The organism is Bacillus sp. FSL R9-9497 (assembly GCF_038005805.1).
Classification (GTDB): Bacteria; Bacillota; Bacilli; order Bacillales; family Bacillaceae_G; genus Bacillus_A; species Bacillus_A cereus.
In genome coordinates this window covers 2,495,176-2,521,930 of the sequence record NZ_JBBOTY010000001.1, presented here as the reverse complement: position 1 = coordinate 2,521,930, position 26,755 = coordinate 2,495,176, and the positions used below count along the sequence as shown (strand labels likewise).

Below are 26,755 nucleotides of genomic sequence, written 5' to 3'. Positions count from 1 at the left end.
AGCTACCACCGTTCCTCATTCATGAACTTAGGTACCTTCTTCTCAACCTTATCTAACCGATCGTGTACTTCATTGTGACATCGAATACATAAGCATTGCAGGTTATCTAAATCCATTGCTAAGTGTGGATGTGTCTTCACTTCTTTAAGGTGATGCACATTCTCAGCAGCTTTGTATTTACCTTTTGACTTACACATCTGACATTCACAATTATCACGCTGTAAAGCCTTTAGCCTCAGCGCTCTCCATTCTTTAGACTTATAGAACTTCATAAGCTTACCTTCTCTTATGAGCTTAATATAGTCCATTGTTAACACACCGTCCTCGCTCTTATGCATCTAGGCTTGCGATTTATAACCTGTGACTTCATCACTTTATGTCTAAAATATCCATATACTTGTTTAGGTGTTGTTGGTTCATAGTCATAATCTAGGCATTGTGTAAAAGCTCTAGCCATTTCCATTATTGATTCCCAATTATCTCGAATCCAATTGCTGATTACTTTACACGCTTCATATAACTTATAGAACTCTTTTAATCTAGTCTCAATTACATCTTCCATCTCCTCAACCCTTTCTTAACTTTCTCCAAAAAAAGATATCTTCTTTGAATGTATAAACTACAATCAAAGAAAGTGTAGGACTTTTAATAATCCCGAATTTATGTAGAAAATATGAGAGCAATCCATTTTTATAATATCTCTTAGCCCATCTAATCTGAGCAATCCACATTCCTAATAGGCTCTTCATTTACTCACCCCTTATCTTTCTCTAACAAATCATCCAATAATTTTTTGGTTACACTTGTTACAGCTTCTTCCTTTTCTTCAAGTGTTGCTTTTTCTTGTAACTCATCTAACACTTGAATGACATCTGGTAACCTTTCTAATCCCACATACTGTTTTATTTTCTTTTTGCTACGAAGAGCGCGAAGGATTATTCCAATGACCATTGCTTTTCCAAGCTTATTTAATTCCACTATTCATCATCCTTTAAAATCAAATGTTCAATTCCTTTTAATCCTTCATCATCAACATGTAGAGTAACTCTTTTTAAAATTTGAATCACATCATCTAATGTTTTGATTTTATTTGGATCAATCTTGTGTGGATACGTTGATTTAAATACTATTGTTTCGTTCCCCATCATTCATCCTCCTCAAAAATAAAAAGCACCCGAATGGATGCTTTTTTAAAATAAATTATTGACCTAAAATCCCCTCAAACGCCTCATTCAAATATTCCACCAATATGCCTTCAGTGAATATTTCTTCACGGTTTTTACTGAATAGTTTTCCTTCTTGTAAAATAATTTCGTCCAAATCTTCATGTATGAATGTATCTGTTGTTTTTTTCACTTTAATAGTATTAGTACTTTCGTCCACTCTAACTCTAAATTTTACATTTTGTATTCTTAGTTCCGAATTCTCATTCGATGTAGAAATAAAGTAATCGTATCCATCTATTTGTTTTAAACTTTCTTCAATTTTTTTCATACATGGAAGTATTACCTGATTGTATTTTTCGCGTAATATCTTTTCTTCTACATCTGCAGTCACAACTACCTTTACTCTTTCAATGAATTGATCTAAACTACTCATCCGTTCCACAACCCTTTCTACATTTAATATTAAACTTATAAACCAATACAATTGTATCATGTTCAGAATTTAGAGTCTTATTGAAAATCAACAAAAGAGCAACATTGCGCTACTTATTCTTCCTTCAAAATATGAATACGGTAAATGAAGTTTTATCCTTCTTCCAATCACCTAATGTTGCCCCATCAAACCGCTCGTACATTATTAAGTAACTGGAAGAAGAGCAAAAGCTCTCCTTATTAACGGTGACATTCAATCAGTACCATCTGCTGGTTTCGGATTTTATGTGCCGTCATTATGAAGCCGTTTAGAAATTTAGAAACAACATAGTGAGTTGTGTTTTCCGCCACTTCTCACAATACAAATATATCATGTTAAAAACCAAAACGTGTCCGTAAATCGTTCGCAAATAGTCCGCAGATAGTTCACAAATAGTTCGCGTTTTTTATTTATGCATTTTTTTACATCGTTTTTCAGCCTCTTTTCGCATAGTTTTGAATAAATATGTTCTTTAATCCTAGGAAATGAATTAGCTATAATCTGGATTGTGTTAAATTCACCTATTCCGTTTCACCTTAGAGATATCAATCTTTTTCGTATTTTATAAAAATGAATTTGACACTTTTCTTTTGTAGCTAATTCCGAAAAAGTAAGCGCACATACAAACTTTACTCAATTTTAATTACGTTTATATAAATCCAAATTATCTACACAATAAAAAGGGGATTGAATAAAATTATAAACCTTTTATTCAATCCTCTTCCTTTATCTTCATGATTAAATTTTTTTAAAAGAAATAACCGTTCCTTTTCCTTTGTTTTCATCTAGATATCCTACAGGTAAATTTACTATAGCCTCTATATCTGATTGACATAATCTAACTTCCTCACAAATTTGCTTCTTCGTCTTAACGTGATTATCTATAATTAAATCAATTGCTTCTTTTAATAATAATGGTGATTCACTTTGTAATAAATCATCATATGGCTCTTGAGTTCTCCAACCTTTTTTCGCTATTTGCTTCCACAAATAACTTGCTTGATAATCATTTATTATATTTAACTCTCTTGAACGATATATCATAGCTTGTATAGAAATCTGCCATCTCTTTTTTAAAAGTAAGTAATAATCCAATGTATGACTAATAAGTTCCTCTGAAAAGGATTTAGCAGGCATTAAAAACGAAGATGCAAAATAGTTAGCTTCATCCTCCATACGCTTATAAACTTCTTTTTTATTAAAGTCTTCTTTTTTTACATGTTTGTGTAATAGATAATGTCCTAATTCATGCGCTAATGTAAACTTTATTCTTGAAGGAGTAGACCTTTCATTACCAACAAGTATAAAAAGTTTATTTCCAATCCACCTAGAGCAGGCATCTATTGCAAAGTCCTCAGATTTTATCAGACTTACTACTATTCCATGCTTTTCAAATAAATGTGTAATATCTGAAATCGGCCCCTCATTTAAATCCCATTGCCTTCTTAATTCTGATGCTATATTTTCAATATCATTAAAATCTGTAGGCATAAAGTGTTCTTGATGGTTTATATTCGTTTCTGGAAGATCAGATTTTGGAAATTCTAATATTGTCTCCAAATAATCAAATATACTTATTAGCCATGAAATCTTGATTTCGTGAATTCTTTTTAACTTTGCTGTTGCGTTAGCTTTACTTCTAAAATACACGATTTCTTTTTCTATTTGCCTATATCCATCTTCAAAGAAGTAATCATATGGAAGATTTAATATATTCATGATGCTTAATAGAACTTCAGCAGGCGGTATTGATTTACCATTTTCATATTTGGAGAGAGCTTGATGAGTCCTCAACCCAATTTTCTCTGATAGTTCTCTTATTGTTAATCCTCTTGATTCGCGGCCCTCTTTTAACTTATCAGGACAAAAGGATCTATTTACGTTAATTCTTACCCCCATTTTCGTGCACTCCTTGGGCAAAATTTTTAAATCTAACTAATTGTTCTCTTGAAATTTCATTCTTCTGTTTATCTTCTTCCGATGTGCCAACTAGATGTAATTCTTTAGTAAGATCAATACAACTAAACCATTTTCCGCTTCCATCAGGAACTCCTAAATTTACAAAAGCAACTCTTCTATTAATTTGATGGTGTGTAAGCTCTAAATAACCAGGTTCCTCAATAATTTCTTGTTTATCAAAATTAATATAATACTGATTGTCTCTTTGTAATAGAGATCTGTACATCGCTTTTCTCGCCGTCTTATCTTTACTTTGTACTCTATTTATTGTAATAACTACATTTTCTGTTTGCAGTTCGACATGATAAGCTGATTTGTTTTTATTAGGTACAATTTGAGTTGTAATGTCCTTAAGTATGCCCTTATTTGCTGCTTCATATAAAGTAAACTGAGCAGCTATATTGTCAAGATATCCTATATGCTTTTTCCCTAAAGCCCATTGTAAAAAAGAAATATCTTTTATGGAAGCATCCACTAATTCATAGGCTTGCTGAATCAACGGAACAATTTGTCTCCGAACTCCTTTAGATATCTCTTTATCAATAAATTTCTTTACATCGATTGGCACACCGATATCCATAATAAGCAACACCTCATTTTTAATTTAAGGTTCTACCCTTTGCAACCATTTTACCCTTTTCAGTTGTTTTTGGCAACTAAATAACCGAAATATTGAGAATACAAATCACATTTAAAATATATTCTTAAATCTTAAATTTCCTCTGATAATCATTTAATGTATCTTGTTCAATCCCTATATATCTTAAAGTCTCTTTCTGATCTGTATGATTTAACATCTTTTGTAAAGCAACTACATCTTTAAATTGCTTATAGTGATGATACCCATATGTTTTTCTAAGTGAATGAGTCCCTATACGTTCTAACCCAAACTCCTCTGCAGCTTGATTTAATATTAAATAAGCCATAGCACGAGTAATAGGTTTGTTCTTTCCATTCCTACTCTTAATTAGATATTCATTCTTCGGCTTTCCTTCTGTATAATTCCTGATAGCTTTCTTTAATTCTGAAGGCATCTTCACATCTTTAATCTTTTTTGTTTTCTTTTCACGTATTACAATATTCCATCCCTCAACATCTCGAACACGTAAACGCAATATATCCGATATTCTGAACCCTGTATTAATACCAAGAAGAAACAGAATGTAGTTCCTCTCATTCTGCTTCTTATAGAATTCCTTTATTTCTTGTATTATTTCTTTATCTCGAATCGGCTGTACAATGTTCATACACTTTGCCCCTCTTTTTGTCTACATTTTTTTTGAAATACCTCTTTCTTTAGATTGAAAGCTAAACGCAATATCGCACGACCTTTTAACTTGTAATACTTTGTTTTACCTATACCTAAGTCCATCCAGATATCTGGGTCATATCCAATGTCATCTTCCATATAAAACTTCACGATTACCTCACGTTCATCATCTCTTAGGCGATTCACAGCATCATACAACCAACTCATAAATTTATTTCTTTCTTGTTCATACTCAATTCTTTCAATTGCAATATTTTCAGTTGAACTATTAAATTCATTTGTAGTTGATGGAGGAACAATAAAATATGATGGTGTCACTTTTGGCAACATATCACATGGCATTGTTGCTAAGTATGTACGATACTCATTAAATACTTTTTCAATTTCTTGTTTTGTTCTTTTTCCATCCACGATTGGCATTTTAAATGATAATTGTTTATTCATATTAAATTCCTCCATTGTTATTATTTTTGCCTTACAGCTCCACGTCTGCGTTCATAACGTGGTCCATGAACTCCCATTAACTCTTCAATTTCACGAGCACTAAATTTCTCTATTCTTTTTTTCTTATTTTTCCTCTTTGCTTGTTTTAATTGCTTTTTCCACTCACGTAGCTGATCCTTTAACACCTTCATTTCCCCATCTCCCTTTTCAAAATAAAAAGGACACCAATCCCTAAAACAGCTTTAATTGCTGTTTTAGGAATTGGTGTCCTCTAGTTTTCTAGCCGGACTTTTTTTTCAAATAAAGATACTTTTACTTAATAACTTCCATATCACCATGTTCTTCTAGCTCTTCCAACAAAAAATCCAACTGTGTAATTGTATGTATAGCATTAAACAATCTTAATACATCTGCTTCATTCCAATTATTCGGATTATCGCGCCCATGTAAAACCCAGTCTCGATTAATAATTGAGAAACGATTTTTATTCTTATCAAAATTCCCCATTTTAAATACACTTTTTAAGAATTCGTGTACAGAAATATAAATTATTATATTCGTTCTATCTTTTTCAATTTCTGGTTTTACTTTCTTGTACTTCTCTTTTAATGATATTCTTTTATTACTAGTAATATACTTTTGGAATTTTGGAGTGATAACCATATGAGCTAGACTTTCAATAACTATAAATAGATTAGGAATTACAATTAAGTAATTTCCTTTCTCATAGTTATCAAAACATTGCCCAAGCAATTCTTTCCATTCTTTCACAAACTCATGTGTCAGAATTTCTCTTTTCATATTTTGAAATTCATTTAAATGATATTCAACGATTTCTTTATCAAGTTCTCTTAAATCTTCTACTTGAGATAGTCTAATATTATCTTCTACATCCATTAATAATGGAAGTGTCCAACCCTTTTTCCCTAACAACTCTGCTGCATTTTTCCAAGTTTTTTCTGTTTCTGTCCAATCAATATCTTGAAAAATCTTCATAGACTCGCTAGATATTTTTTTATACAATTCATTCAAATCAGCAAAAAAGTCGCTTAAAACATCCGAGTTTTGCAATTTCTTGATCAGTTCTTTCTTTTCCTCTTCATTCATCCTAATTATTTCTCCTTTCTACATCCATTAATTAACAAATATTTTATCATTTTTTCTTCCTAACTGCATTTTTCTATACCGCCTAAACAAAAGGATTATTTTGTTCAAATTTTCGATAGATGTTAATATTTTCTATAAAGGAGGTCTACTAATGAAAAAATCCTGGAAGAAAGTTTCTTTAATTGCTTTCATAGTAATTATCCTTTTAATAATTTTATATTTTGGTGGTATGTTGTTTTTTTGGAACCAACCCTGAATAAAACGCAATATTCCGTCAGTACTATAGATGACACGGTAATCTTTTCTCCTTGTTCCCCTTTGGAGAACCGAGCAGTTAGCTTTTGCTAGCTGCTCTTTTTATGAAACTACAGTAAAGCTTTCTTCTCGATACAATGATCGTTGCAATCCTATTTCTATAAGCAACCATCTTTTTTATATAAACTTGCTTTATATTTTTGGCCTATTGTTAATTCGTCGTAATTGTTATGCCACTTTGTATATATAACTTCCATATCCATTCCTCCTTGAATAATTCCATAAGCTTTGTCCATACTATAAATGCACTTGAGTTCTGAACTTCCTTCTTAACTCTTTTCTGGAGAGCGGTTAGCTTTTGCTAGCTGCTCTTTATTTGTACAAGGTACTGAATTAGCTTGGCGCACATATACTATCCTGAGTTCCTTTCTTTATGAATTGAAATAGTCATTACAAAATGAATCTCGTCACGAGGGCACTTTACTAAGTGCCCTTTTATATTCCAACTTAATACAAAATGAAGTTTTTATTTAGTTCTTTTTCACTTTCACATAATATTTTTAATTCTGCTTATAATATAGCTGTAACTTAAAGTTACATATCATTTACTTGTAGGGCCTAAATTTCTTTTGTACAACGAACAGTTAGTTTTATTAACTAGCTGCTTTGTTGTGCTTAAAGAAATTTTTTTGCTTTCTTGCATAACATTTTTGCTTCTGCTTATACTATAGTTGTAACCATAAGTTACAAAGTATTGTGGGTATCGTCATTGTTGGACGACAAAGCAGTTAGTTCATTGAGCTAGCTGCTTTCTCCTTTTTAATAAAATAGCGTTTTTGTTTATTTTCATTTTTTCATTCAACCAAGTTCATAACATATTCTTTTCCCTCGATAAAATAATGATAAGGTGTCCCATGCGCATTTTATCCACTGGAAATAATACCTTTCACGTACTTACGTATTAGAAACTTCATTTCTGCTTCTTCTGTAATAGCAATTTTATTCACTTTTTTGATACATTTATGAAACATTCACATGTTATCTTCAATATGTTCTATTCTTTTTGAAAAACCATGTGAGAATACCAAAACAAGAAGCCCTAGAGCCCTAACTCTAGGGCTTCTTGTTTTCAAATAAGGATTTTGCTAAAAAACTGCACATTTATTAAGAACATGTATAAAATATAATGTGGTATTCTTTTTCAATATTATTTTTTATCCGCGAGCGTCTTGAATGGCGCTCCTTAATTTTTAAATAACATTTCCAGGTAATTACGAGAGCGGATTTTATTATGTTGTACAAGCACTAATTCGCTTTATTAAATAGACTATATAGATATCTAAAAGAAGGGAGCTTTAAATTCATATGGCTGATTACTTTTATAAAGATGGTAAAAAATATTATAAAAACCAATCGCATTCGAACGACCAAAAAAACAACTGTTTTATTGAAACTCATACGATAGCTGGTTCTGCAGAAAATGAAAATGGAAATATACCTGTATCTGTTTTCCTTGAAACCACCGCTCCACAAACTGTATTTGAGGATTTTACAAACAATCATAATAAAACATTAATTCAGTTATTCGTTGTCGGTATGAGTGCACCTGTTCAAGTAACTATTCTAACAAGAAGATCTAGCGTACCAATTACTACTACATTACAACCTGTTCAAACAAAAATATTTCAAGTTGAAGATTTTCAAAGTCTTACTCTTACAAAGCAGGAAGGTTCTACTAGTGTAGTTAGTTTATTTGTTCAAAAAACATTTTGTATATGCTGTAAAGATAATAACGATTCATGTGATGAATATTACCACGAATGTAATTGATATATTAAATCACCAGAAGAACCCTTTATATAAAGGGTTCTTTTCCTTTCACTCCCCTCATTTTTCTGTTTTTTATTAAAATAACTATTTTGTTAAAAATCTTTCTTCATTCTTTTTAGATCATGTAACATATCTTACTAAATAAGGATATATTCCACAAAATTTTGAAAGGAGGAATTTTTATTAACACAACTTTAATTTCTCATTTTTATAACGAAGAGTATCTGCTTCCGTGGTGGTTAATGCACCACACAAAATTATTTGATCATGGCATTCTTATTAATCGTGGGTCTACTGATCGTTCGGTTGAATTATGCAAATTATTTGCACCTCATTGGGAAATCCGTGAATCAAAGGTATTAGAGTTTGATGCCATTTTAGTTGATCAAGAAGTAATGAACATAGAAAAAGAAATTACGGGATGGAAAATGGTGCTAAATACCACTGAATTTCTTTGCTGTGTTGATAAGGAAGCCTTTTTCTCATCTCTTGCCACTTTAGGGCAAAACATGTATGCTATTAGGACTATTCTGATGGTGGATGACCCTGCTCACGGTTATACCAATCCGAGATACGGAATTCCCCTTGTCAAACAGCGTTATCATGGGAGAATAATCCCCCCTAATCCACCTGCTCCATACTATGGCGGTAGATTAATCCACCATTATCCGCATGGTAACTATTGGGCAGGGCGGCATTGGTCACCTCATCCATTTATCGTTTACATGTATCCTGCTTTCATTTTAAAATTTTTTTACAGTCCCTGGAATACAGCTATGAAAAACCGAAAATTACAAATTGGGCCTACTCTTTCTAAACATAGCATCCAGCGTGGCTTAGGTACTCATCATCTGGCAACACTAGATAAATTAGAAAAAAATTATATACACTTTACAACCTCAACTACTGATCTTCGGTTAAACCCGGAATATCAAGTTTTATTTCCAGATTTATGTTTTCCTAACTTACAGTAATGTCCTTAAAAAACATTCATATATATTTATCAGATGCACTTTGAAATCCCAGAGTATCGAATACTTTTATGAGTCGACTGATCAACAATATTCGATTTATTTTTAAAAATTTATTAAAAATAACTTAGATACAAAAAAGCTACGTTTTATATAGGATAAAAATTATCTTACGCAAAGGAGCTTGATTATTTGTGAATTACCAAAATGATAATAACTCTAACATTCACAAACCTTGCACTTGTCCATCCCCCACGGCTAACAGTTTAAATGTTGTTCAAACTACCCCATCAATAGTCTCTGTAAATTCTGCGATTCCACTAGATACCGTGGTAAATTCTAATGGTACGGCAATCTCATTCACACCACCAACAACTGTTTTACTTGAAGGTGGAAGAACCTATTTGGCAATCTATGAAGTGCAAGTTATCATTCAACCAGGAGGTAATTCGGCAGGTATCACTATGTATCTTAATAATAATCCAATCATTGGCTCTGGTACTTCTCTGGGATATACTGCAGGATTCACTTCTGTATCAGCACCCGCTATTTTCACTACACCTTTAGGTATAACAAGTACTCTTACTGTTCATGTAGGACCATATTCTAATACATTAAATACGTTAGGTTTAACTCTTGCTGTTGTAGCATTAACATAGTTAAATCTAATACTTTCTAAAATAAATTTCTTTGTCCTTTAACTGCGGTTTAGAGTTAACCTCTAAAAACTCACTATAACTACATATAGAAAAAGAATATTTTCTATATCAATAATATTGGGTGACTCGGCTGACACAATTGCTGAGTCACCTATTTATCTATAATAAAATAACGCTTTGATTAAAATTTTTGATTCTGCCATTCAGTAATACAAGCTGATTCAATTTCTTCAAAATCTCCTTTTTCTTCATCAAAATCAATGACAGCATAGCTGGGAACTACTAAAAATTCTTTTCCACAAACGTTACAAGAAGGATCATCAAATACATAAACTCCTTTAAATGTGTCTGGATTTTGCAAATCATAATCAGCATTTTCGAAAACTACAAGACCATTACACCCTTTAACATTACATCTATGTGCTTCAATTGCCATTTCTCATTCCCCATTTATTATTAAAATTCAAATTGTCCCAGCCACGTATCGAATTGCGTAGGTGGGATTTCTTCACCTACTTGGTGCATCTTTTATGTCTATTACTATGTAATTTACTAGCAGTGATCATTTAATTTAACACAATCACATCACATTCTCATAGCATATTTAATCATTTTCATTAAACATAAAATATAGTATAGTACCGAAAATAAAAAACATTAAAAAAGAGAATGTCTTCAAAAGTTAATCTGTGGATACTTTTTTGACATTCTCTTTTCTTATTTCAAAGTTTTCAAACAAGAAACTTATAAGCGATTATACGAATGTTATACCCGCACTTGCGAATCCTGTAATAGCAGTAGCTATATCGAAACCAGGTGTAGTTGATGAAACAACAAGTAATATCTTATCTTGTGGAGCTACCGCAATTGCTTCTCCAACAATACCACTTGAAGTAGCACCGATAGCAATTAGACCACTAAATGCTGGTGTTAATAGTAATGGTACACCTACTGGAGTGAAAGTATTACTTGCTGCTGGCGCGCTGTACAACTGCATTTGAATTTGTATGCTTCCTAATGCTAAAGCAACCGCTACACTTACACTAAAGAAGCCTGCTAACGAAGTAATTGTACCTGCGCGAGGGGCTACAAATGCAAAATCAAATACTGGAGGTACAGGACCTATAGTAATTGGACCACCAGGTGGGACAATTACTGGGAAGAATGAACTTCCAAATCCAGAAGTGCTCCTGTGTTTGCCAATCCACCTAAAACAGTTGCTAATGCTACTGGTCCACCTGATGCAAACGGAATAACCGCTCCAGCTCCTGTTGCTCCTGTTAGGCCTGTTGCTCCTGTTAGGCCTGTTGCTCCTGTTGGACCTGTTGGACCTGTTGGACCTGTTGCTCCTGTTGCTCCTGTTGCTCCTGTTGCTCCTGTTAGGCCTGTTGCTCCTGTTAAGCCTGTTGCTCCTGTTAAGCCTGTTGCTCCCGTTGGACCTGTTACTCCTGTTGCTCCACCAGTACCTGCTGGACCTGTCGCTCCTGTTGGACCTGTTGCTCCTGTTGGACCTGTTGCTCCTGTTGCTCCACCTCCAGGACCTGTTGGGCCTGTTGGACCTGTTACTCCACCTCCAGGACCTGTTGGACCTGTTGGGCCTGTTGGACCTGTCGCCCCTGGCGTAGCATTGATTAATTGAATTAATAAATTAAAAAGAAGTTGTAAAGTTGCAGAATCAACATTTGAGTCGCAGGATATAGGGATAAGATCTAAAGCGAAGAAGAATTGTGCAAGGGCGCTATAAAATTGTTGCAATAATGTTGACAATTGTCCTAAATTAGGAGCTGGAGATTGTAATAAAACTAAAATACTTTGAGTTAATTGTTTCAAAAAATTAACTTCTGGGGAAGGTAATAAGGAATTTAAGAAAATTAAAAATTGATTAAACACATTGAATAACGCTACTCTGTTTGCATCACTTGGATTTGCAAAAAATGCTGAAATAGCTGATACTAATGAGTTTAGTAAAGTAATTAATTGACTTAATTGTTCCCTAGTAATAGGAACTGACTGTGGATTTTTACAACAATCTGCTGAAAAAACAATCGAATTGCAGTTATTATGATCAAAACAATCATTATGTTTCATTTATTTCCTCCTTATTTAATAATTTTGAGAGAATACTCTTATACTAAGAAACACTCAATTGTAATAGCGTTGAATATTTTTAAATATTCATTTTTCTTAGAATAAAAATAGTTACTAATAATTAAACTATAAAAATTCAGTTTAATTACTTTCACAACTCACATAATATAAGTATACGCATCTATTTATCTAGTGCTTAGATTAATTCCCTAATGAAAAAGCGTATTTTTAAAGGAATACGTTATTACTCCTATCAAGGTGTTTATTTTGCCACTAAACGAAAAGACATATTAATTTATAAGTTCAATAATGCCATTCTAGAGTAATATCAAATGAAGTTTTTTTGAAAAAGTTTAATCTTCACAACCTAGTTGTTTATATCATGAGTTTCTAATAATGCATTTCATTTTCCATTAAGAGCTAATCATTTTGCTTTTGCTGACTAATTTTTATTTCTTTGTAACAACTTATACTTATCTTACATACATTATCTTGAATCCTTACTTGTTAAACCATTTAATTGTTCATGACTCACAAACATCAACAATATTTGAATGGTGTACTGATTCACAAAAGAAGAGTACCATATTGAAGTGACCCTAAAAGTTAGACACGGTTATTTCATTAGGCAGCTTGATAAAAGTGAGTCCGGTATTGTACCGGGCTCATTTTTAATTTTGCCTTAATCCGTTTCGTATTATAATAATCTATATATTTTTCTAATTCTATTTTAAAGTGCTCTACATTTTCAAATTCTTTTATGTAGAGGAACTCCGACTTCATAATCCCAAAGAAATTTTCTATTACTGCGTTGTCGTAACAGTTGCCTTTTCGAGACATACTCTGGACGATAGCTCTTGATTCAAGTGTCCGGACGTACTGTCCCATTTGATAATGCCATCCTTGATCCGAATGCATCAGTAGCTGGTGGGTTTCAGGTAAACGTTCCAATGCTTTCTCTAACATGTCTGAAACAAGCGAATACGTCGGTCTAGAACCAATTGTATAGGTAATAATTTCACCATTATACAAATCTAATACAGGTGATACATACAGTTTTTCTCCAAACAATTTAAACTCTGTGATGTCTGTTACCCACTTTTGATTCGGTGCATCTGTATGAAAATTACGCTCTAAAATATTAGGTGCGATTCTACCGACTTTTCCTTTATAGGATTTATATTTCTTCATACGCACGACACACTTTAACCCAAGCTCTTTCATAATGCGCTGAACCTTCTTGTGGTTCACTTTCTGGCCACGATTCGTTAATTCATCACGAATGCGACGGTAACCATAACGACCTTCATTTTCCTCATAAATCGCTTTAATCTCAGCTTTCAAATCGGCATCTACATCTGGACGATTCATTTTCTTTACTAAATCATAATACGTGCTTCGAGGAATAGTAGCTAGCTCCACAAGTGCCTTCACCGAATATTTATGCCTTAATTCATAGACTACTTGCGCTTTGTCTTGTTTTGTGATTTTTCCTTGTTTTGAACTAAGGCATTTAACTTTTTTAAGTACTCATTTTCCATCTCAAGCTGTTTAATGCGTGCTTCAAGTGCTTCGACTGACCCTTCAGCTAAAGGTTGTTTTAATTGTTTATTTGAATCTTTTTTCATGGATGGACGCCCCTTTTTCTTAGATTGAAGGGCATCAATTCCTTGTGTTTCAAGCTGTTTTTTCCAAACAGAAATCGTTGAAGGGGCAGGAATATTAAAAATAGCTGCCGTCTCAAATAAGGACATACCGTTTTCAATCATAAAGTTTAGTACGTCTAGTTTAAATTGTTGTGTGTAATTTGTACATCGTTTTAGAAAAGCTTCCAGACCATTCTGTTTATATTGGTTTACCCAATTCAAAATGATTGTGTCACTTATACCGAGCGATCTACCCATTTCTCGATAACTTTCATTCCCGTTCAAATAACGTAGAACGATTTGTATTTTTTCATCAGCTGTAAATTTAGCCATAGAAAAACTGCACCTCCAATTGTTAGACTGTGTCTAACAATTGGGGTGCAGTTCATATAATGGTGCTCTTTTTTATTTCTTTGTAACAACTTATACTCATCTTACATACATTATCTTGAATCCTTACTTGTTAAACCATTTAATTGTTCATGACTCACAAACATCAACAATATTTGAATGGTGTACTGATTCATAAAAGAGTACCATATAATGGTGCTCTTTTTTATTTCGACAATTTTATATGAAATCTGTATACTTTTTTGACCAATTTCCAATAAAATTTCTTAAAACCTTAAATAATATCATTGATTATTTACTCCGAGAAAAGAAATTTTTCGAAGAACCCTTTTTTAATACACTAAATATACTTTAAGTACAGAAACTTCTAAGACATTTCAGTTAATATTTCTTTAAGATTGGAGCAGTTAGCTTTTTTGTTCTTATTTTTTGCATACAACATACATTGTTAGTAAGTTCGTTATGTTCACAGAATTAGTTACCTCCTATCTTTAGAGCGCCGTAAACGAGTGCTCTTTTTTATATCGGCTTCACCAACGAAGCATTTTTGTCATACCTTAATATTGAAAAGGTATTCAAACTTCATTTCATAAAAGCTTAGTCAAAGTGCACTTATATACAGTTCTCTTTGACTAAGCTTTTGTTACAAAATAAAATTCAGGTTCCTTTTTACTCCCGAATAACATTTCCAATTACGTTTATACTATAACTGTAATCTTAAGTTACAAAACATAGCGTGTATGTGTATTGTTCTTTTAGATCGCAAAGCAGTTAGTTCACTGAACTAGATGCTTTTTATTTTAACCATTTCTGCAAGAATAAAATTTATATGCATAATTTCTAAAGTGAAATCCATACTATATTTAGGTCTTAACATCTAAAACCCTTATTTCAACCTTAGACCTAATAAACCGTTCCTCTTCCTTGGGACTAAGCAGTTAGCAGTTAGCTTTTAGCTAGCTGTTTCTTAGTTTAAAGAATAACTTTTGAAAATATGTTAATACTATAGATACATCAAAGTGCAAGATGAATAGCCATCGAATTCTTCTTATGCATAGGACAATTAGTGTAACTAACTGTCCTTTTTATTTTTCATAACGCAATATCGTTTTTGTATAAAAACTGCACATTCAATAAAAACATACATAAAATATCATGTGGCATTCATTTTCAATATTAGTTTTGGTCATAGAGCGTTTAAAAAAACGCTCTTTATATTTGCTAATAAATAACCATTTTGCTCAAACATACTCACGGTTTATATTAACAAAGCATATATTTAAATAGACAAGACATAGCTTTTTATTTTACATGCACATTTTTTGTGCATGTTTTTTCTTCAATACAATAACTATTTTATCATATTCCTTGCACTTTTAAATGAGACAAGCATATGTTGTAGTATAGTGTTTCATCACTTATTTACACTTCCTTTTTTCAAGAGTACATATTCGATATGTACTCTTTTTGCATCACTATATAATAACGCTTTTGTCTTGTTTTATAATCTGCCATGCTTCTTTAAAAACTCTTCTAGCTCACTGATTCACTCCAAAGTGAATTTAGTTGGCTCTTCAATCATGTCATCCATAATTGAAACTATATTTTTATAAGTAATTTCCGCCTCATCTAATTACCCTCGCAAATATCCTTTTTGATAATCTTTACTTTTCATTTTCACGCCACCTCTCCAAACTACGAATATATAAGGATTAAAGTTGATGATTTCGTTCATATTTTACTTTCGAATTTTTAATGGCCACAATTTTATAGTTCGGTTTTTATACAAATTTCAAATTTCGTCTTACTTTACATCTACACGTGCTTGACTTGCTTCTCGACTAAAACCATCTGGATATCTTTTAGCTAATTTTGCAATATTCATTTCAGCAATATCTTGTAACGTATATCCCAGTTCATGCGCCATAATTGATAAATAATAAAGAATATCTCCAAGCTCTAAGGCTAACTTATAAGTGTTTCCGTCCTCTTCTCCTGGACAATGCGATGGTTGAAAACCATGTCCGTGATAAATTGCTTTTTTAACAATATCGGCAACTTCACCAGCTTCGCCTGTAAGTCCTAAAGCTGCATTTGAAACTCGTCCTCCAAAATCAGTTTTGTTATTCCAAGTTCGTAAAGTTGCTTCCTGATAATCATTTAATTCATCAATCGATAAGATACTTGCAATCTGTAAAACTGTAGCTTCATTTATAACTTGACCCTCATTTTTTACTTCACTCATTAATTTAGTTGCTTCTAATACACCATTTTCCATAATGTTCATTTTTAATTTCCCCTTCCTATTCAGCAAATTCCTAATCCTATCGGACGATTTTCAATTAAATACTTATCAGCCTGATCTATTACAAGGAGAGCAACCTCCGCTTGATGTCTCCTTAATGCTTTTGCCATCTTCGGCAAACTCATACCTTGACTCCACATTTTACGAAAACGAACTACATCTCTTTCATCCCAAATGAAGTTAGCTTCTTCTAAAGCAATGTATACCTTCAACCGTGATTCCTTCATCGCTTCATGATTTCTCGCTACACTCATAAGCGAACCTACTTTCTAAAAAATTATTTTACCTTTTCAGTAAACTTAGTATCTACACGATCAACTTTACCGTTTATCCAAACAGCAACTTGTTCACCAAAACCACTCTCCGGTGGATTGAATGCTGTAACATTTCCATCCTTTACTATTAAAAGCTTGTTGTTACTAACATCAATTTCTACTTTTTTCATATGCCCATCTCCCTTTTACTACCTCATGTACTCAACAACATTAGGTTTAAAGCCACTTCCTAAATAAACCCTTACCGGAATTATTTCTTTTTTATCCCTTGCTGCCTTACACAATTCTTCAGCTGTATCCCAATTGAAAAACTTATCTACAGCTCTTTGAAATCTCCATATTGCCATTACATATTGCTCAAAGATGTCATAGCGATCATCTTGTTTAGTTGTGCGTGGTAATTCATCCGTACACTTTGCATTCTTAGGAACTTGGACACGTACATCTGCATATGTAACGCGTCCATTTCCTTTCTTAACATTGGCTTTCATTACATCGAATTCACAAATTGCTGGATCTACATCGAAAATGTTTAGTTGCTTAGGCATGTGCCAGCCCACTCTTCTGAATAAGATTCAGTAATTCAATTACCCCTTCCTTGCTTAAAAACATACGGCCACCTAGCAACTCTATGTTGGTTTCAGAAACTTCACCCGTTACAAAGCATGACTTTTCATATTTTCTTAGAACAATGTTTTCACCCTCAACATGAAAATCTAGTGCCGTACTTTCGACAATCCCTAAAGTTCTGCGTAACTCTACTGGAATTACTACACGACCTAGCTCGTCCAATTTTCTTGCAAAGCCTGTGTTTTTCATACCTTACTCTCCTTTAGTATTTTTATATTTATTTAGAATCTCATCCAAACGTTTCTTATTATCTTCAAGATTATCGCTTTGAATTTGCTGTGGCTGCTGTATTGGCTCTTGTTCTTCTTGTTTGCATAACCAATCCGGTACAACTTCCGTTCGTTTGGAATAACCTTTACCAGTACGTTTGTTGTTTTTCTTACTCATTTCAAATCGAGTATCTAAAGCAGCAACATCATTTAATGTTTTTACTTTTTCCTTTTCCCAACTACTTAAAATACTGCGAATATATCTCCACTTTGGTACATTTTCATCAATTGCTTTATTAACAGCGTGAATAACTAATTCATTACCAAATCTATCACAAAACTTACCTAATTCTTGAATTGCAATTTCACTTAACGGAATCCCCTTTTCAAGTAAAAAGTTGTAACTAATTTTAAATTCTTGATCAATTAATTTCTGAGCTGAAGTAGCATCATCATCATTTATATTTGTAGTAATCTCTGTAGTAATATTTGTAGTAATCTCTGTATTTGTCTTACGTTCTAGTGTAAGAGACTCTTCCGTTTTATCGTAGGAGGGTATTGCTTTAGAATGTAAGACTCTCTTGCTTTCTAAAGCAATAGGGCTATTACTTTTCAGTGTAGGAGGGTTACCATTTCCCCAATATATAATAGATATTTTCTGAATCATTTCAGGTACAGGTTCAACATACATAACGTTATTACACCTAGTTCCGTTAACAAGAATCGTCCTAAATTCAATTTTTATAAGTCCACGTTCTTTCAGAAAGTCACATGCTTCTTTTACTTGTCTTTTTGTAAACCCAAATGAATCGGCTAATTGTTGATAACTCTTTTGAAGCATGTCTGCCTTAAACTTTTGTTTATATTGAACTTGACTAGATTCTTCACTTCTTACTTCAGTAGGTTTATACCAATAAACAATTTCTCCTAAGATAGTAATTGCAACAATATTAGGTTTACCATTATCTAATGTAAGTGTTTTAAACCATCCATGATCTATAACATTGCCACGAAAATTTATTTGCCCTATTTGTAATACCTTGTTGTTCATAGCTTTCACTCCTTTTCATAAAACCAATGTGCTATTTCCCTACTTTCCGTGGTATACTTATAACAACTTATTTTTCGAAAAGGACCCACTGCCATGGGTCTTTTTACTTTGCTTCACATCACTCCAAGCCCATTGTTTTATCGGCTCATAAGTTATGTAAAACAACCATGAACCACATGCAATTAATATCGCTAATATAGCTAATGATGTTGTATCTTCCACTAAATCACTTCCTTTTGTGCTTCAAGCCAAGCTTCTAAATCCTTTTGCAAGAAAAGTAATTTACGACCTTCCCTAATCACTGGAAAATGTGGATGATTTGCTAATTCATACATTCTACAAACTGCTATATTGAGGTAAGCAGCTGCTTCTTTCACCCTCATTACCTTGTTTGGTTGTGATTGTTGTTGGAATGAAGCTAAAGCTGCTTGAATTTCTTCGCGAACAACTTCGCGGATTGACTCTTTAATGATTTGATCTAATCCCATTTTTTTGCTCCTTTCTAAGTTACTTAACCAAACATAACTTAACTTAAGGTTAAGTTATGGACAAAAAATTTTAATTGCATCTAACTTCACTTTAAAAAACTCAGCAATTTTCACAATTAAATCATAATAAGGTCGACGCTTCCCGTTTTCTATATACCAATAATAAACTTCAGTAATACCCACGGCTTCAGCTACTTCCCTACATGTATATCCCTGTTCTACACGTAGCTGCTTTAGAGTTTTCATAAACAACTCCTCTCTTCCGTTTTTGTTGTTAATTACATAATAACTTAACCTAAAGTTAAGTTCAAGTGTTTCCCAAAACTTTTTTCAAAAAAATTACCTTTCCACTTAACTGATAGTTAATATATAATGACAGTGTGACACCATAATAGTAATTAAGAAAAAAATAATTTCATATAAAATAAGCTTGGGGTGTTTTTTATTATGTTTAGTCATGAGAGATTGAAATCATTAATTGAAAAGAAGAGCATCACCCAACAACAGTTAGCCGATGCAATTGGTGTTAGTCATGTTTCTGTTTATAATTATGTTGAGGGAAAAAAAGCACCCGGTACACGTACACTTCAGAAGATAGCAAATTATTTAAAAGTAACAACAGATTATTTGTTAGGTTTATCTGATTCACCAGATTTAACAGCGGGCGAAGACTTACAGTTAACAAAAGAAGCACACGAAATTCTTCAGATCATTAATGACTTACCTGAAGAACAACGAAAAAAAGCGTTAGAGCAATTAGAGATGTTTGTGAACTACGAAAAATCTAAAGGAAATATGTAGTGTAAAAAGACTATCCAAAAAAGTTAGATAGTCTTTTTCACATAACTTTTTCTTTTTTGGATTCAGTCAAACAGATAGAAAATAATTTCTCTTTTGGATTATCCTCTTCTTGCAAAAGTAATAAAGCTTGTTTAATTAGATTAACTTCCCCTTCTTTGCTCTTCATCTTCTTCAATCTCCCTCTTTGTGTTTTTGTATTTTTTTTACAATAATTTCTTTTTTCTTCTTTCAGCAAAAAAAGAAATTTCTCCTAAAACTACAAATGACATCGTCAATTAAGACGATGTCATTTGTAATATATATAAACCTTTATTATGTATTTTACCAGCCGCCACCAGGGTCAACCATCATGTGTTGAATTGTAGGTTTTAAATCATTTTTACTAGGTTTTTCTTTTATAGAATCAGTGTTAATGAATAATGTAGCAGCTATTAATAGCGCAGGAATGATTGTAATTATTTTTTTCATTATTTCACCTCTTTCCGAAGACAATTATACCAATTATTCAAATTAAACCCAAGTGTATTTTTGGTAAATTCGAATAAAATATATTCCCTGATTTTTGACACATCAAAAGAGAACGTTTCATTAACTCTTCTTTTTTAGTACCTTCATATGTTAAACCTAAATATGCAGTCTGTATGTCTGTTAATCTTCCATTCTTCTCTTTTAATTGAATCAATAGTTTTCTCGCTTCAATCCTCTTACCTTGTTTAATCCTTAAATATGCTAGTTCACCTGGATGAACAACATCTACGCTACTAATTTCTTTATCATGATGAATCTTTAGAAATGATAATGTATGTTGCACCATTTTTCTTTTTCTCTCAATTCCATTAATCTTATTATCCCCTAGCACTTCAAGAGTCTTTTCCAAATAATATTTTGCCTTCTCATATTCATTCGCTGAAAAAATATACGATTCTCCTAGCTTTAAATATGCATTTACTTTTGGAAAAGAAAAAAAGTTATCCCATTCAAGATCATCTAATAGTTCCATGCTAACATGCCTTGCTTCAATGACTTCACCACCCTGCAACGAAGTAACCGCAATGGCTTCTTTATATCGTAATTTATAACATTCTCGAATGTACCTATTACTTATTTTATTTATTTTTATTTCAAGAGATTTTAATCGCTCATTTAAAGAAGTAAAATTACCCGATTGATATTGCGCTTGACATAATAAAATTTCAATTAACACTTCCATCTCTGAGGTTCTTATTGATTTACTTTCGAGACTTAATGCCTTATGGTACTGTATAGCATCAATCTCACCTATATATCGTCTATATATAATTCGATACACATTAGCAAATTCTCTATTTTCTGCTACCTTTGATTGTGATTCACTATTTATAATATTAATTAATAGATTAAACTTTCCCCTTAAAGCTAAATCCTCCATTGCCTCACGTAAGTTTTCTGATTTTGGTTTCGTTATATATATATAATCTGTTAATAAATTTTCTTGAACCTGTATGCCTTTGTTTAATAGGATGACTGTCTTAGAAAGAAAGCCAAAACTCATGTCTGTGTTACCTTTAAAAACTTTTGTAACAGTACTTGGCTTAACTCCCCAATAATTTGCTAGTTGATTTTTCCTTATTCCAGCTGCACATAACTCTTTTTCAATTTGATTTAGAGCTTTCCACATGTTTTGTCCCCCTTATTGGAACAAGACACACTTCCCTATCATGAAAACGCACCTTAATGATGAATTACATCTAAAAGTTGTGTTATACTAGCCGTATATGTTACGCATAGTCGTAACTAAAAGGCTCATGGCAAATGTTTTCCCTACTACAATTAGGGCAAACGGTGTAAAAGTGTTCCCAGCACAATTACACACGCTATGGGTCTTTTTCGTTCCGTCAAATTATATTATTAAGAATATTCTATCACAAATAACCCAAACATCTATTCTCTTATATTCTGAAAATACTTGAGAAAGTTAAAAATATTAATATAATCCTTATTTTTTAGACTCCCTAAAAAAATATGCAATATTGCATTTAATAATCTGAGTAGACATTTCACTATTGTTTAACAACAAATGAATCCCCTACACTATAACTGAATTTATTTTTATATGGTAAAATATATCCATCGCTGATATGTCCAAACATGTAATTTTTATAGCAGCAAAATTACAACTAGACTTATACAACATGATTCAAAATAAAATGAAGGAGTGTTTTAAGTGAAAGGACATATTCGAAAAAGAGGAAATAAATATTGCATCGTTATTGATATCGGTCCTGATCCAGAGACAGGAAAAAGAAGACAGAAGTGGTTTTCTGGATATAAGACAAAAAAAGAAGCACAGGCCGATGTAGCAAAGAAGATTACAGAGTTGAATGAAGGAACTTTTATAGAGCCATCTAAAGTTACACTAAAAGATTACCTAAATCATTGGCTAGAAATTAAAAGTATGAGCATAGAAAAGAGTACCTTTGCTGGCTATAAGGCATTTATCAACCAACATGTTATACCTAGTATAGGAATGGTCGTGCTCCATAAATTAAATGTTATGCACATTCAAAAATGCTATAAAACTGCGATAGATAAAGGGATTGCAAACAATTCTATTCTACTTATGCATAGAATTTTAAAGAGCGCTTTAAACCTAGCCGTAAAACAAAATATTATTTCTCGAAATCCAGCAGATTTTGCTGAGATACCTAAAAAAGAAAAAACCCCTATCCAGACTTGGACAGAGGAAGAGGTAAAAAAGTTTTTAGCTCATTCACAAGAATCACGATATCACATTGGGTATCTACTTGCAATAACTACAGGTATGCGTCTGGGAGAAGTTCTAGGTTTACGATGGCAGGACATTGATTTTGAAAAACATACTGTTACAATAAATCAAACATCTGGTCATGACAATAAAATCAAAAAAACTGCAAAAACAAATTCATCAAAACGCACAATTCCTGTACCTAATGAAACAATAGCAGCCTTAAAAAAACATAAAATTTTAATCAATAAAGAGAAATTAAGGTTTGGTTCTGCTTATCTAGATCAAGATTTAATAAATTGTAATGAGTTTGGAAGAATCATAAAAAGAGCACATTTCAGAAAAAGTTTCATTAGGATAACACACAAAGTAGGTATAAAAGAAATTAAATTTCATGATTTAAGACATACACACGCAACTCTACTATTGAAACAAGGAGTTAATCCTAAAATCATCAGTGAGCGATTAGGTCATACAGATATTTCAATGACATTAAGTGTCTATTCTCATGTTTTACCGAATATGCAGGAAGAAGCTGTTAAAAACTTCGGTAAAAGTATCTTTGGATAACCTATGTTTGCAAAATGTTTGCATTTTATCAAAAAAAGTCAAACAAACGTTGTCATATCAAGGTTTGTTTGACCTAACATCTTATATTCTTGATAAAATCTCCGAATCCCTATTGAAATATTTAATAATGGAGCGTTCTCACCACCACGGGTTATGCATTGGAATCGATATACATAGGAGAAAAAATCTTGTGTTTTTTCATCTTTTATCGGCTCTGACATCGCCTCACAAATATTTTGTGATCTAAGAGGAGAAAAATAGATTTCTTCTTCATTTGTATTTTCTAAATATATAGGACGCTCACAAAAAATATGTGAGATTAAAGCGGGTACCCACTTAGAATACGTTTCATTATCATGTAGTACTGGCAAATTAGAAATCAAATCGGATTGCCATTCATATTTTGGTGGTTCTACTAATCTATTTGGCTTCCAATCATGAATAATCTCATACCAACTTTGAAAAATATAATCGAGTTGCTCTTGTTTAATAGGTTCTTTTGATACAATCCATGGTATATTTTCATTTAATACGTACGGATTATGCTGAATAAACAATATATCCGAAAACATATCATATAATCTTTTATTCAAACGTTTCAACTTACTCGTTAATAAAAACGTCTTATAATGTATCTCTACGATGTCCAGCCATTCAATAGGAAAGTATATAAATGATACCTCTTCATTTAAAAGGGGTTCTACTATATTTTCAAATGTTAACAGCCTTAATTTTTTCATAAAATGATTCCTTTCTTCGATTGTCTTGATTATCAAAAAGCTAGAACAATAATTACTTAATCTAATTCATTTAAACGAAGTATTTAAAAGAAAAGTAAAAACTATTTATCTAAACAAAACATTATCAAAATGACTCTTTTAAAAATTAAAAGTAATTATCATATACAGCACCCCCTTACATTTATATTTTAATACATTTGAATTATACAATTTACTTGGTATATTGTACTTATCATTTACAATAAATTTACAAAAAACTAAAAAAACACCTTAAATCGGTGCTCTCTTTACAAATATTAAGCGTTATGTGACTGAACATATAGATAACAGTAATGCTCCAAATGAAATTGCTCCTAGTAAACCTACTACAAATCCTGTTAAACAAATACAATCAGCGAGACAAATAGAAGACTGCGATAATGGAACGAATGACCTACTTGTACCCGACCCATATTGTTTTATTTTTTCATAATTCATATCTAACATTAAATGTAGACATGTTACACCATCCTCAATAGTATGTAGAGATTCTTTTTCTAATCGCTCCAATAATTTACTATCAAAAGAAACTGATAGAGGATACTGCTTATCTAATTTCATATTTTCATAAATTAGTTGCAAACGAGATAACATATTGTTTTTCTTCTTTTCAGATGTTACTGTACATTTCATATTATTAAATTCATTTAATAACAGTGATAATTCATCTCTTTTTCCGTATAAATCTTTAGCTATTTTTCTCTTTAGTTTATACGAATGGAAAATAGATTTTAGTTCAACCATATTCATACACTTCCTAATTACATATTATTTACCCAATTATTTTATAGATAAACAGTACTTTTTAATCTTATTTAAAATACACTCAAGCAACTTATTTTACTATCGATTAACATTACATTAACCTTACACGGTTGTAATAAAATCATTAGCTAGAAGGAAGCAATGCCCAAACTAGACAGATATTTAATGATAAAACCATAAGAAAAAAACAATGATTAGATTTTAAATCTAGTCATTGCTTTATCCATCACATCTTGATTACATCTATATATCTTATTGTTACTCTTTTACTTGAATGATTGAATATATCCATGAATAATGGCTATATTCTTTGTCGGCACGTACATATATAACTAATGTTTTTTAATTGATAAAGTGAAAATTTAATCAGCTCTCACCAATCGGGATTTTATGGGCAGTCCGCCACCTAACTTCTCTTTGCTCTCACTGAATTTTTTTGGGGATGTTACTACCCGCAACTAGCAAGATAGATGTTATCAATATTCATACGTTACAATAGTACCGGTAGTATCAGTAAAACCATCAAAACAGTTAGAGCAACCACCACAGCCGCCACAACCTCCGCAACCTCCACAACCAAAACAACCGAAGCAACCAATACAACGGAAGCCACCACAACGGAAGCCGCCACAACGACCTCCACCACAACCGCCACAACGACCACAACCGCCACAGCGACGAGCAGCATCTTCAATATAGTAATACGGATATTGGTTTTGCTGGTCCCAATAGACAATATTTCCAGACCGGTAATCATTAAGGCTTAACGCTTGTAGTTCTTGTTGAAACTGATTCATTTTCATAACCTCCGTTTATAAAATACAACCTCATCAATACTTCCCTATATTCCTGTTCGTTACATCTAAGTAGAAATAGCGCTATAAACTAAGTTCAATACGTACACCAACAAAGTATGACTTATCACTAGATGATGCACCTTGTTCATATACCTATTTTTACTATGGGCTCATTTTTATAAAGTGAAAATTTAATCAGTGGGGTTTTGTTCATCCCCTACCTAACTTCTTTGCTTCCGCTGAATTTTGAGGTGGGGGGCTTACTGCCCGGCAAATAGCGAGATAAATAAAAATTAAAAAATATGAATTCTAGCGTCATATCTTCATACTTACTAAGTTCAATTAATTTCTCAATAATTATGATCCATATCCTATATATTTCCGTCTGCTGCTTAGATTTTTCTGTACTGTAAATGGCTTTCGCTATAACACCTCCAAGTGACCAGTTTCTATGACGGTTAAGAAATTCCAACAAAAAAAGCCCTAATTAGGGCTTTTCATTCTATTTCTCCAGCAAATCTCTATATGAAATTGCTAATTGAAAAAAGACACATTTAGATTGATGCGTCTTTTTTTGATGCCTCTTTTGTGAAATCATATAAAGCAATTGCGCCTAAAAGAACAAGTATCCCTTGAGGAACATCTAGCAAAATAGTTTTCCAAATTTCTGGAATTACCCATTTAATATCTGCTGCTGTTTCAAGATATGTTTGGAAATAGCTGATTGTAAAATTAATTATCCCTAAAAATACAAATAACGATAAACCAAATCGAATTAATTTCTTATTTGTAAACATATAACACCTCTCAAAATTCATTGGATATTCCTGCTTTTGCTTCTTTATATTCCTATATCTCTATATCTAATTTTAACACATAAAGAACTCAAAAAGATACAATATGCATATTTGCATATTGTATGAACAGCATTCCATGATGATTTAGCAATTCCCGTAAAGAAAAAGCAAATCCATTACAATTAACAGAGCCGGTTTCTTTTCTTATTTAACTTCATACCACCAATCTTTACGTTTTTTGAATGTAAAATAAATGTGGCAGAAATTTATCCAGTTAATTCGTAGACAATTAAATTAGCTAACTTATCGATATTCTATTTCGCCATA

33 protein-coding genes and 1 pseudogene are annotated in these 26,755 nt (G+C 32.2%); 5 read left to right on the top strand and 29 right to left on the bottom strand.

Annotated elements, in window-relative coordinates:
* Positions 1–2: 2 nt before the first annotated feature.
* From MKY21_RS12970 to MKY21_RS12925, 10 genes are all read right to left on the bottom strand, one after another.
* On the bottom strand, positions 3–272 hold the full coding sequence (locus MKY21_RS12970) for an HNH endonuclease (RefSeq protein WP_229172754.1): 270 nt from the start codon (positions 270–272) through the stop codon (positions 3–5).
* Positions 273–753: 481 nt separating this feature from the next.
* On the bottom strand, positions 754–978 hold the full coding sequence (locus MKY21_RS12965; protein ID WP_341076433.1) for a hypothetical protein: 225 nt from the start codon (positions 976–978) through the stop codon (positions 754–756).
* The gene (locus tag MKY21_RS12960) at positions 978–1,145 is read right to left on the bottom strand and encodes a hypothetical protein (RefSeq protein WP_000526239.1); all 168 of its coding nucleotides are present in this window, start codon (positions 1,143–1,145) and stop codon (positions 978–980) included. Before MKY21_RS12960 ends, MKY21_RS12965 begins: the two co-directional genes overlap by 1 nt.
* A 55-nt stretch (positions 1,146–1,200) precedes the next feature.
* Positions 1,201–1,599 (bottom strand): DUF3942 family protein, encoded by a 399-nt coding sequence (locus MKY21_RS12955; RefSeq protein ID WP_000096322.1) that lies wholly within the window; start codon positions 1,597–1,599, stop codon positions 1,201–1,203.
* 777 nt (positions 1,600–2,376) lie between these two features.
* Positions 2,377–3,537 carry a helix-turn-helix domain-containing protein gene (locus tag MKY21_RS12950; RefSeq protein ID WP_000538961.1) on the bottom strand — a complete coding sequence of 387 codons (1,161 nt, stop codon included), beginning with the start codon at positions 3,535–3,537 and terminating at the stop codon, positions 2,377–2,379.
* Positions 3,521–4,177 carry a hypothetical protein gene (locus MKY21_RS12945; RefSeq protein ID WP_000351127.1) on the bottom strand — a complete coding sequence of 219 codons (657 nt, stop codon included), beginning with the start codon at positions 4,175–4,177 and terminating at the stop codon, positions 3,521–3,523. The genes MKY21_RS12950 and MKY21_RS12945 overlap by 17 nt, the downstream gene beginning before the upstream one ends.
* A gap of 124 nt (positions 4,178–4,301) precedes the next feature.
* Positions 4,302–4,844: a tyrosine-type recombinase/integrase gene (locus MKY21_RS12940; RefSeq protein WP_001028516.1), complete on the bottom strand. Its 543-nt coding sequence runs from the start codon at positions 4,842–4,844 to the stop codon at positions 4,302–4,304.
* Positions 4,841–5,311 carry an ArpU family phage packaging/lysis transcriptional regulator gene (locus MKY21_RS12935; protein WP_001041472.1) on the bottom strand — a complete coding sequence of 157 codons (471 nt, stop codon included), beginning with the start codon at positions 5,309–5,311 and terminating at the stop codon, positions 4,841–4,843. Before MKY21_RS12935 ends, MKY21_RS12940 begins: the two co-directional genes overlap by 4 nt.
* Positions 5,312–5,331: 20 nt before the next feature.
* Entirely contained in the window at positions 5,332–5,502 is a 171-nt protein-coding gene (locus tag MKY21_RS12930; RefSeq protein WP_000866141.1) for a hypothetical protein, read from the bottom strand.
* 121 nt (positions 5,503–5,623) lie between these two features.
* On the bottom strand, positions 5,624–6,418 hold the full coding sequence (locus tag MKY21_RS12925; RefSeq protein WP_001001336.1) for a hypothetical protein: 795 nt from the start codon (positions 6,416–6,418) through the stop codon (positions 5,624–5,626).
* 1,620 nt (positions 6,419–8,038) lie between these two features.
* Between MKY21_RS12925 and MKY21_RS12920 the strand changes: the two genes are divergently transcribed.
* The 3 genes from MKY21_RS12920 to MKY21_RS12910 all read left to right on the top strand — a co-directional run bounded on the left by MKY21_RS12920 (position 8,039) and on the right by MKY21_RS12910 (position 10,133).
* The gene (locus MKY21_RS12920) at positions 8,039–8,503 is read left to right on the top strand and encodes a hypothetical protein (RefSeq protein WP_000796385.1); all 465 of its coding nucleotides are present in this window, start codon (positions 8,039–8,041) and stop codon (positions 8,501–8,503) included.
* Between the two features lie 242 nt (positions 8,504–8,745).
* On the top strand, positions 8,746–9,477 hold the full coding sequence (locus tag MKY21_RS12915) for a hypothetical protein (RefSeq protein WP_000546546.1): 732 nt from the start codon (positions 8,746–8,748) through the stop codon (positions 9,475–9,477).
* 191 nt (positions 9,478–9,668) lie between these two features.
* Entirely contained in the window at positions 9,669–10,133 is a 465-nt protein-coding gene (locus MKY21_RS12910) for a hypothetical protein (RefSeq protein WP_033693054.1), read from the top strand.
* 181 nt (positions 10,134–10,314) lie between these two features.
* Here the strand turns inward: MKY21_RS12910 and MKY21_RS12905 are convergent, their stop codons facing one another.
* From MKY21_RS12905 to MKY21_RS12850, 12 genes and pseudogenes are all read right to left on the bottom strand, one after another.
* Complete coding sequence (locus MKY21_RS12905) at positions 10,315–10,569, bottom strand: hypothetical protein (RefSeq protein ID WP_000963460.1); 255 nt, start codon at positions 10,567–10,569, stop codon at positions 10,315–10,317.
* A 318-nt stretch (positions 10,570–10,887) separates the two neighbouring features.
* A pseudogene (locus tag MKY21_RS12900) lies at positions 10,888–12,221 on the bottom strand (exosporium glycoprotein BclB-related protein).
* A gap of 624 nt (positions 12,222–12,845) precedes the next feature.
* A protein-coding gene (locus MKY21_RS12895; RefSeq protein WP_325764816.1) for an IS3 family transposase occupies positions 12,846–14,200 on the bottom strand; the annotation gives its coding sequence in 2 pieces (ribosomal slippage) (positions 12,846–13,747 and positions 13,747–14,200; 1,356 coding nt in all).
* A 1,822-nt stretch (positions 14,201–16,022) separates the two neighbouring features.
* Complete coding sequence (locus tag MKY21_RS12890; protein WP_046946251.1) at positions 16,023–16,505, bottom strand: nucleoside triphosphate pyrophosphohydrolase family protein; 483 nt, start codon at positions 16,503–16,505, stop codon at positions 16,023–16,025.
* A gap of 20 nt (positions 16,506–16,525) precedes the next feature.
* Complete coding sequence (locus MKY21_RS12885) at positions 16,526–16,777, bottom strand: hypothetical protein (protein ID WP_000109497.1); 252 nt, start codon at positions 16,775–16,777, stop codon at positions 16,526–16,528.
* Between the two features lie 23 nt (positions 16,778–16,800).
* Positions 16,801–16,968, bottom strand: coding sequence for a DUF3954 domain-containing protein (locus MKY21_RS12880; RefSeq protein ID WP_000754942.1), 168 nt, complete (start codon positions 16,966–16,968; stop codon positions 16,801–16,803).
* Between the two features lie 18 nt (positions 16,969–16,986).
* Positions 16,987–17,346, bottom strand: a complete 360-nt coding sequence (locus MKY21_RS12875; protein ID WP_001125948.1) for a hypothetical protein — start codon at positions 17,344–17,346, stop codon at positions 16,987–16,989.
* Positions 17,339–17,617, bottom strand: a complete 279-nt coding sequence (locus tag MKY21_RS12870) for an AbrB/MazE/SpoVT family DNA-binding domain-containing protein (RefSeq protein ID WP_341076416.1) — start codon at positions 17,615–17,617, stop codon at positions 17,339–17,341. The genes MKY21_RS12875 and MKY21_RS12870 overlap by 8 nt, the downstream gene beginning before the upstream one ends.
* A gap of 3 nt (positions 17,618–17,620) precedes the next feature.
* The gene (locus tag MKY21_RS12865; RefSeq protein WP_341076415.1) at positions 17,621–18,688 is read right to left on the bottom strand and encodes a DnaD domain-containing protein; all 1,068 of its coding nucleotides are present in this window, start codon (positions 18,686–18,688) and stop codon (positions 17,621–17,623) included.
* A 57-nt stretch (positions 18,689–18,745) separates the two neighbouring features.
* Entirely contained in the window at positions 18,746–18,910 is a 165-nt protein-coding gene (locus MKY21_RS12860; RefSeq protein WP_000390287.1) for a hypothetical protein, read from the bottom strand.
* Entirely contained in the window at positions 18,910–19,176 is a 267-nt protein-coding gene (locus MKY21_RS12855; RefSeq protein ID WP_000522030.1) for a helix-turn-helix domain-containing protein, read from the bottom strand. Before MKY21_RS12855 ends, MKY21_RS12860 begins: the two co-directional genes overlap by 1 nt.
* 54 nt (positions 19,177–19,230) lie before the next feature.
* Positions 19,231–19,422, bottom strand: coding sequence for a helix-turn-helix domain-containing protein (locus MKY21_RS12850; protein ID WP_000854271.1), 192 nt, complete (start codon positions 19,420–19,422; stop codon positions 19,231–19,233).
* Between the two features lie 201 nt (positions 19,423–19,623).
* On the opposite strand from MKY21_RS12850, the gene MKY21_RS12845 reads away from it, so the two are divergent.
* Positions 19,624–19,977 carry a helix-turn-helix domain-containing protein gene (locus tag MKY21_RS12845; protein WP_000491236.1) on the top strand — a complete coding sequence of 118 codons (354 nt, stop codon included), beginning with the start codon at positions 19,624–19,626 and terminating at the stop codon, positions 19,975–19,977.
* A 37-nt stretch (positions 19,978–20,014) separates the two neighbouring features.
* Here MKY21_RS12845 and MKY21_RS12840 read toward each other — a convergent pair whose 3' ends face one another.
* From MKY21_RS12840 to MKY21_RS12830, 3 genes are all read right to left on the bottom strand, one after another.
* Positions 20,015–20,212, bottom strand: coding sequence for a hypothetical protein (locus MKY21_RS12840; protein ID WP_341077967.1), 198 nt, complete (start codon positions 20,210–20,212; stop codon positions 20,015–20,017).
* A gap of 86 nt (positions 20,213–20,298) precedes the next feature.
* The gene (locus MKY21_RS12835) at positions 20,299–20,445 is read right to left on the bottom strand and encodes a complement C1q protein (RefSeq protein ID WP_341076412.1); all 147 of its coding nucleotides are present in this window, start codon (positions 20,443–20,445) and stop codon (positions 20,299–20,301) included.
* 37 nt (positions 20,446–20,482) lie between these two features.
* Positions 20,483–21,634, bottom strand: coding sequence for an AimR family lysis-lysogeny pheromone receptor (locus MKY21_RS12830; protein WP_341076409.1), 1,152 nt, complete (start codon positions 21,632–21,634; stop codon positions 20,483–20,485).
* 546 nt (positions 21,635–22,180) lie between these two features.
* Between MKY21_RS12830 and MKY21_RS12825 the strand changes: the two genes are divergently transcribed.
* Complete coding sequence (locus MKY21_RS12825) at positions 22,181–23,290, top strand: site-specific integrase (protein ID WP_341076408.1); 1,110 nt, start codon at positions 22,181–22,183, stop codon at positions 23,288–23,290.
* Positions 23,291–23,328: 38 nt separating this feature from the next.
* Here the strand turns inward: MKY21_RS12825 and MKY21_RS12820 are convergent, their stop codons facing one another.
* The 4 genes from MKY21_RS12820 to MKY21_RS12805 form a co-directional block, all read right to left on the bottom strand.
* The gene (locus MKY21_RS12820; RefSeq protein ID WP_341076406.1) at positions 23,329–24,030 is read right to left on the bottom strand and encodes a pPIWI_RE module domain-containing protein; all 702 of its coding nucleotides are present in this window, start codon (positions 24,028–24,030) and stop codon (positions 23,329–23,331) included.
* A 303-nt stretch (positions 24,031–24,333) separates the two neighbouring features.
* Positions 24,334–24,819 (bottom strand): hypothetical protein, encoded by a 486-nt coding sequence (locus tag MKY21_RS12815; RefSeq protein ID WP_001999865.1) that lies wholly within the window; start codon positions 24,817–24,819, stop codon positions 24,334–24,336.
* Between the two features lie 491 nt (positions 24,820–25,310).
* Positions 25,311–25,631, bottom strand: coding sequence for a heterocycloanthracin/sonorensin family bacteriocin (locus MKY21_RS12810; protein WP_001071364.1), 321 nt, complete (start codon positions 25,629–25,631; stop codon positions 25,311–25,313).
* 554 nt (positions 25,632–26,185) lie between these two features.
* A complete protein-coding gene (locus MKY21_RS12805) occupies positions 26,186–26,449 on the bottom strand; it encodes a DUF3937 family protein (RefSeq protein ID WP_002101034.1) in 264 nt (87 codons plus the stop codon).
* Positions 26,450–26,755 lie beyond the last annotated feature (306 nt).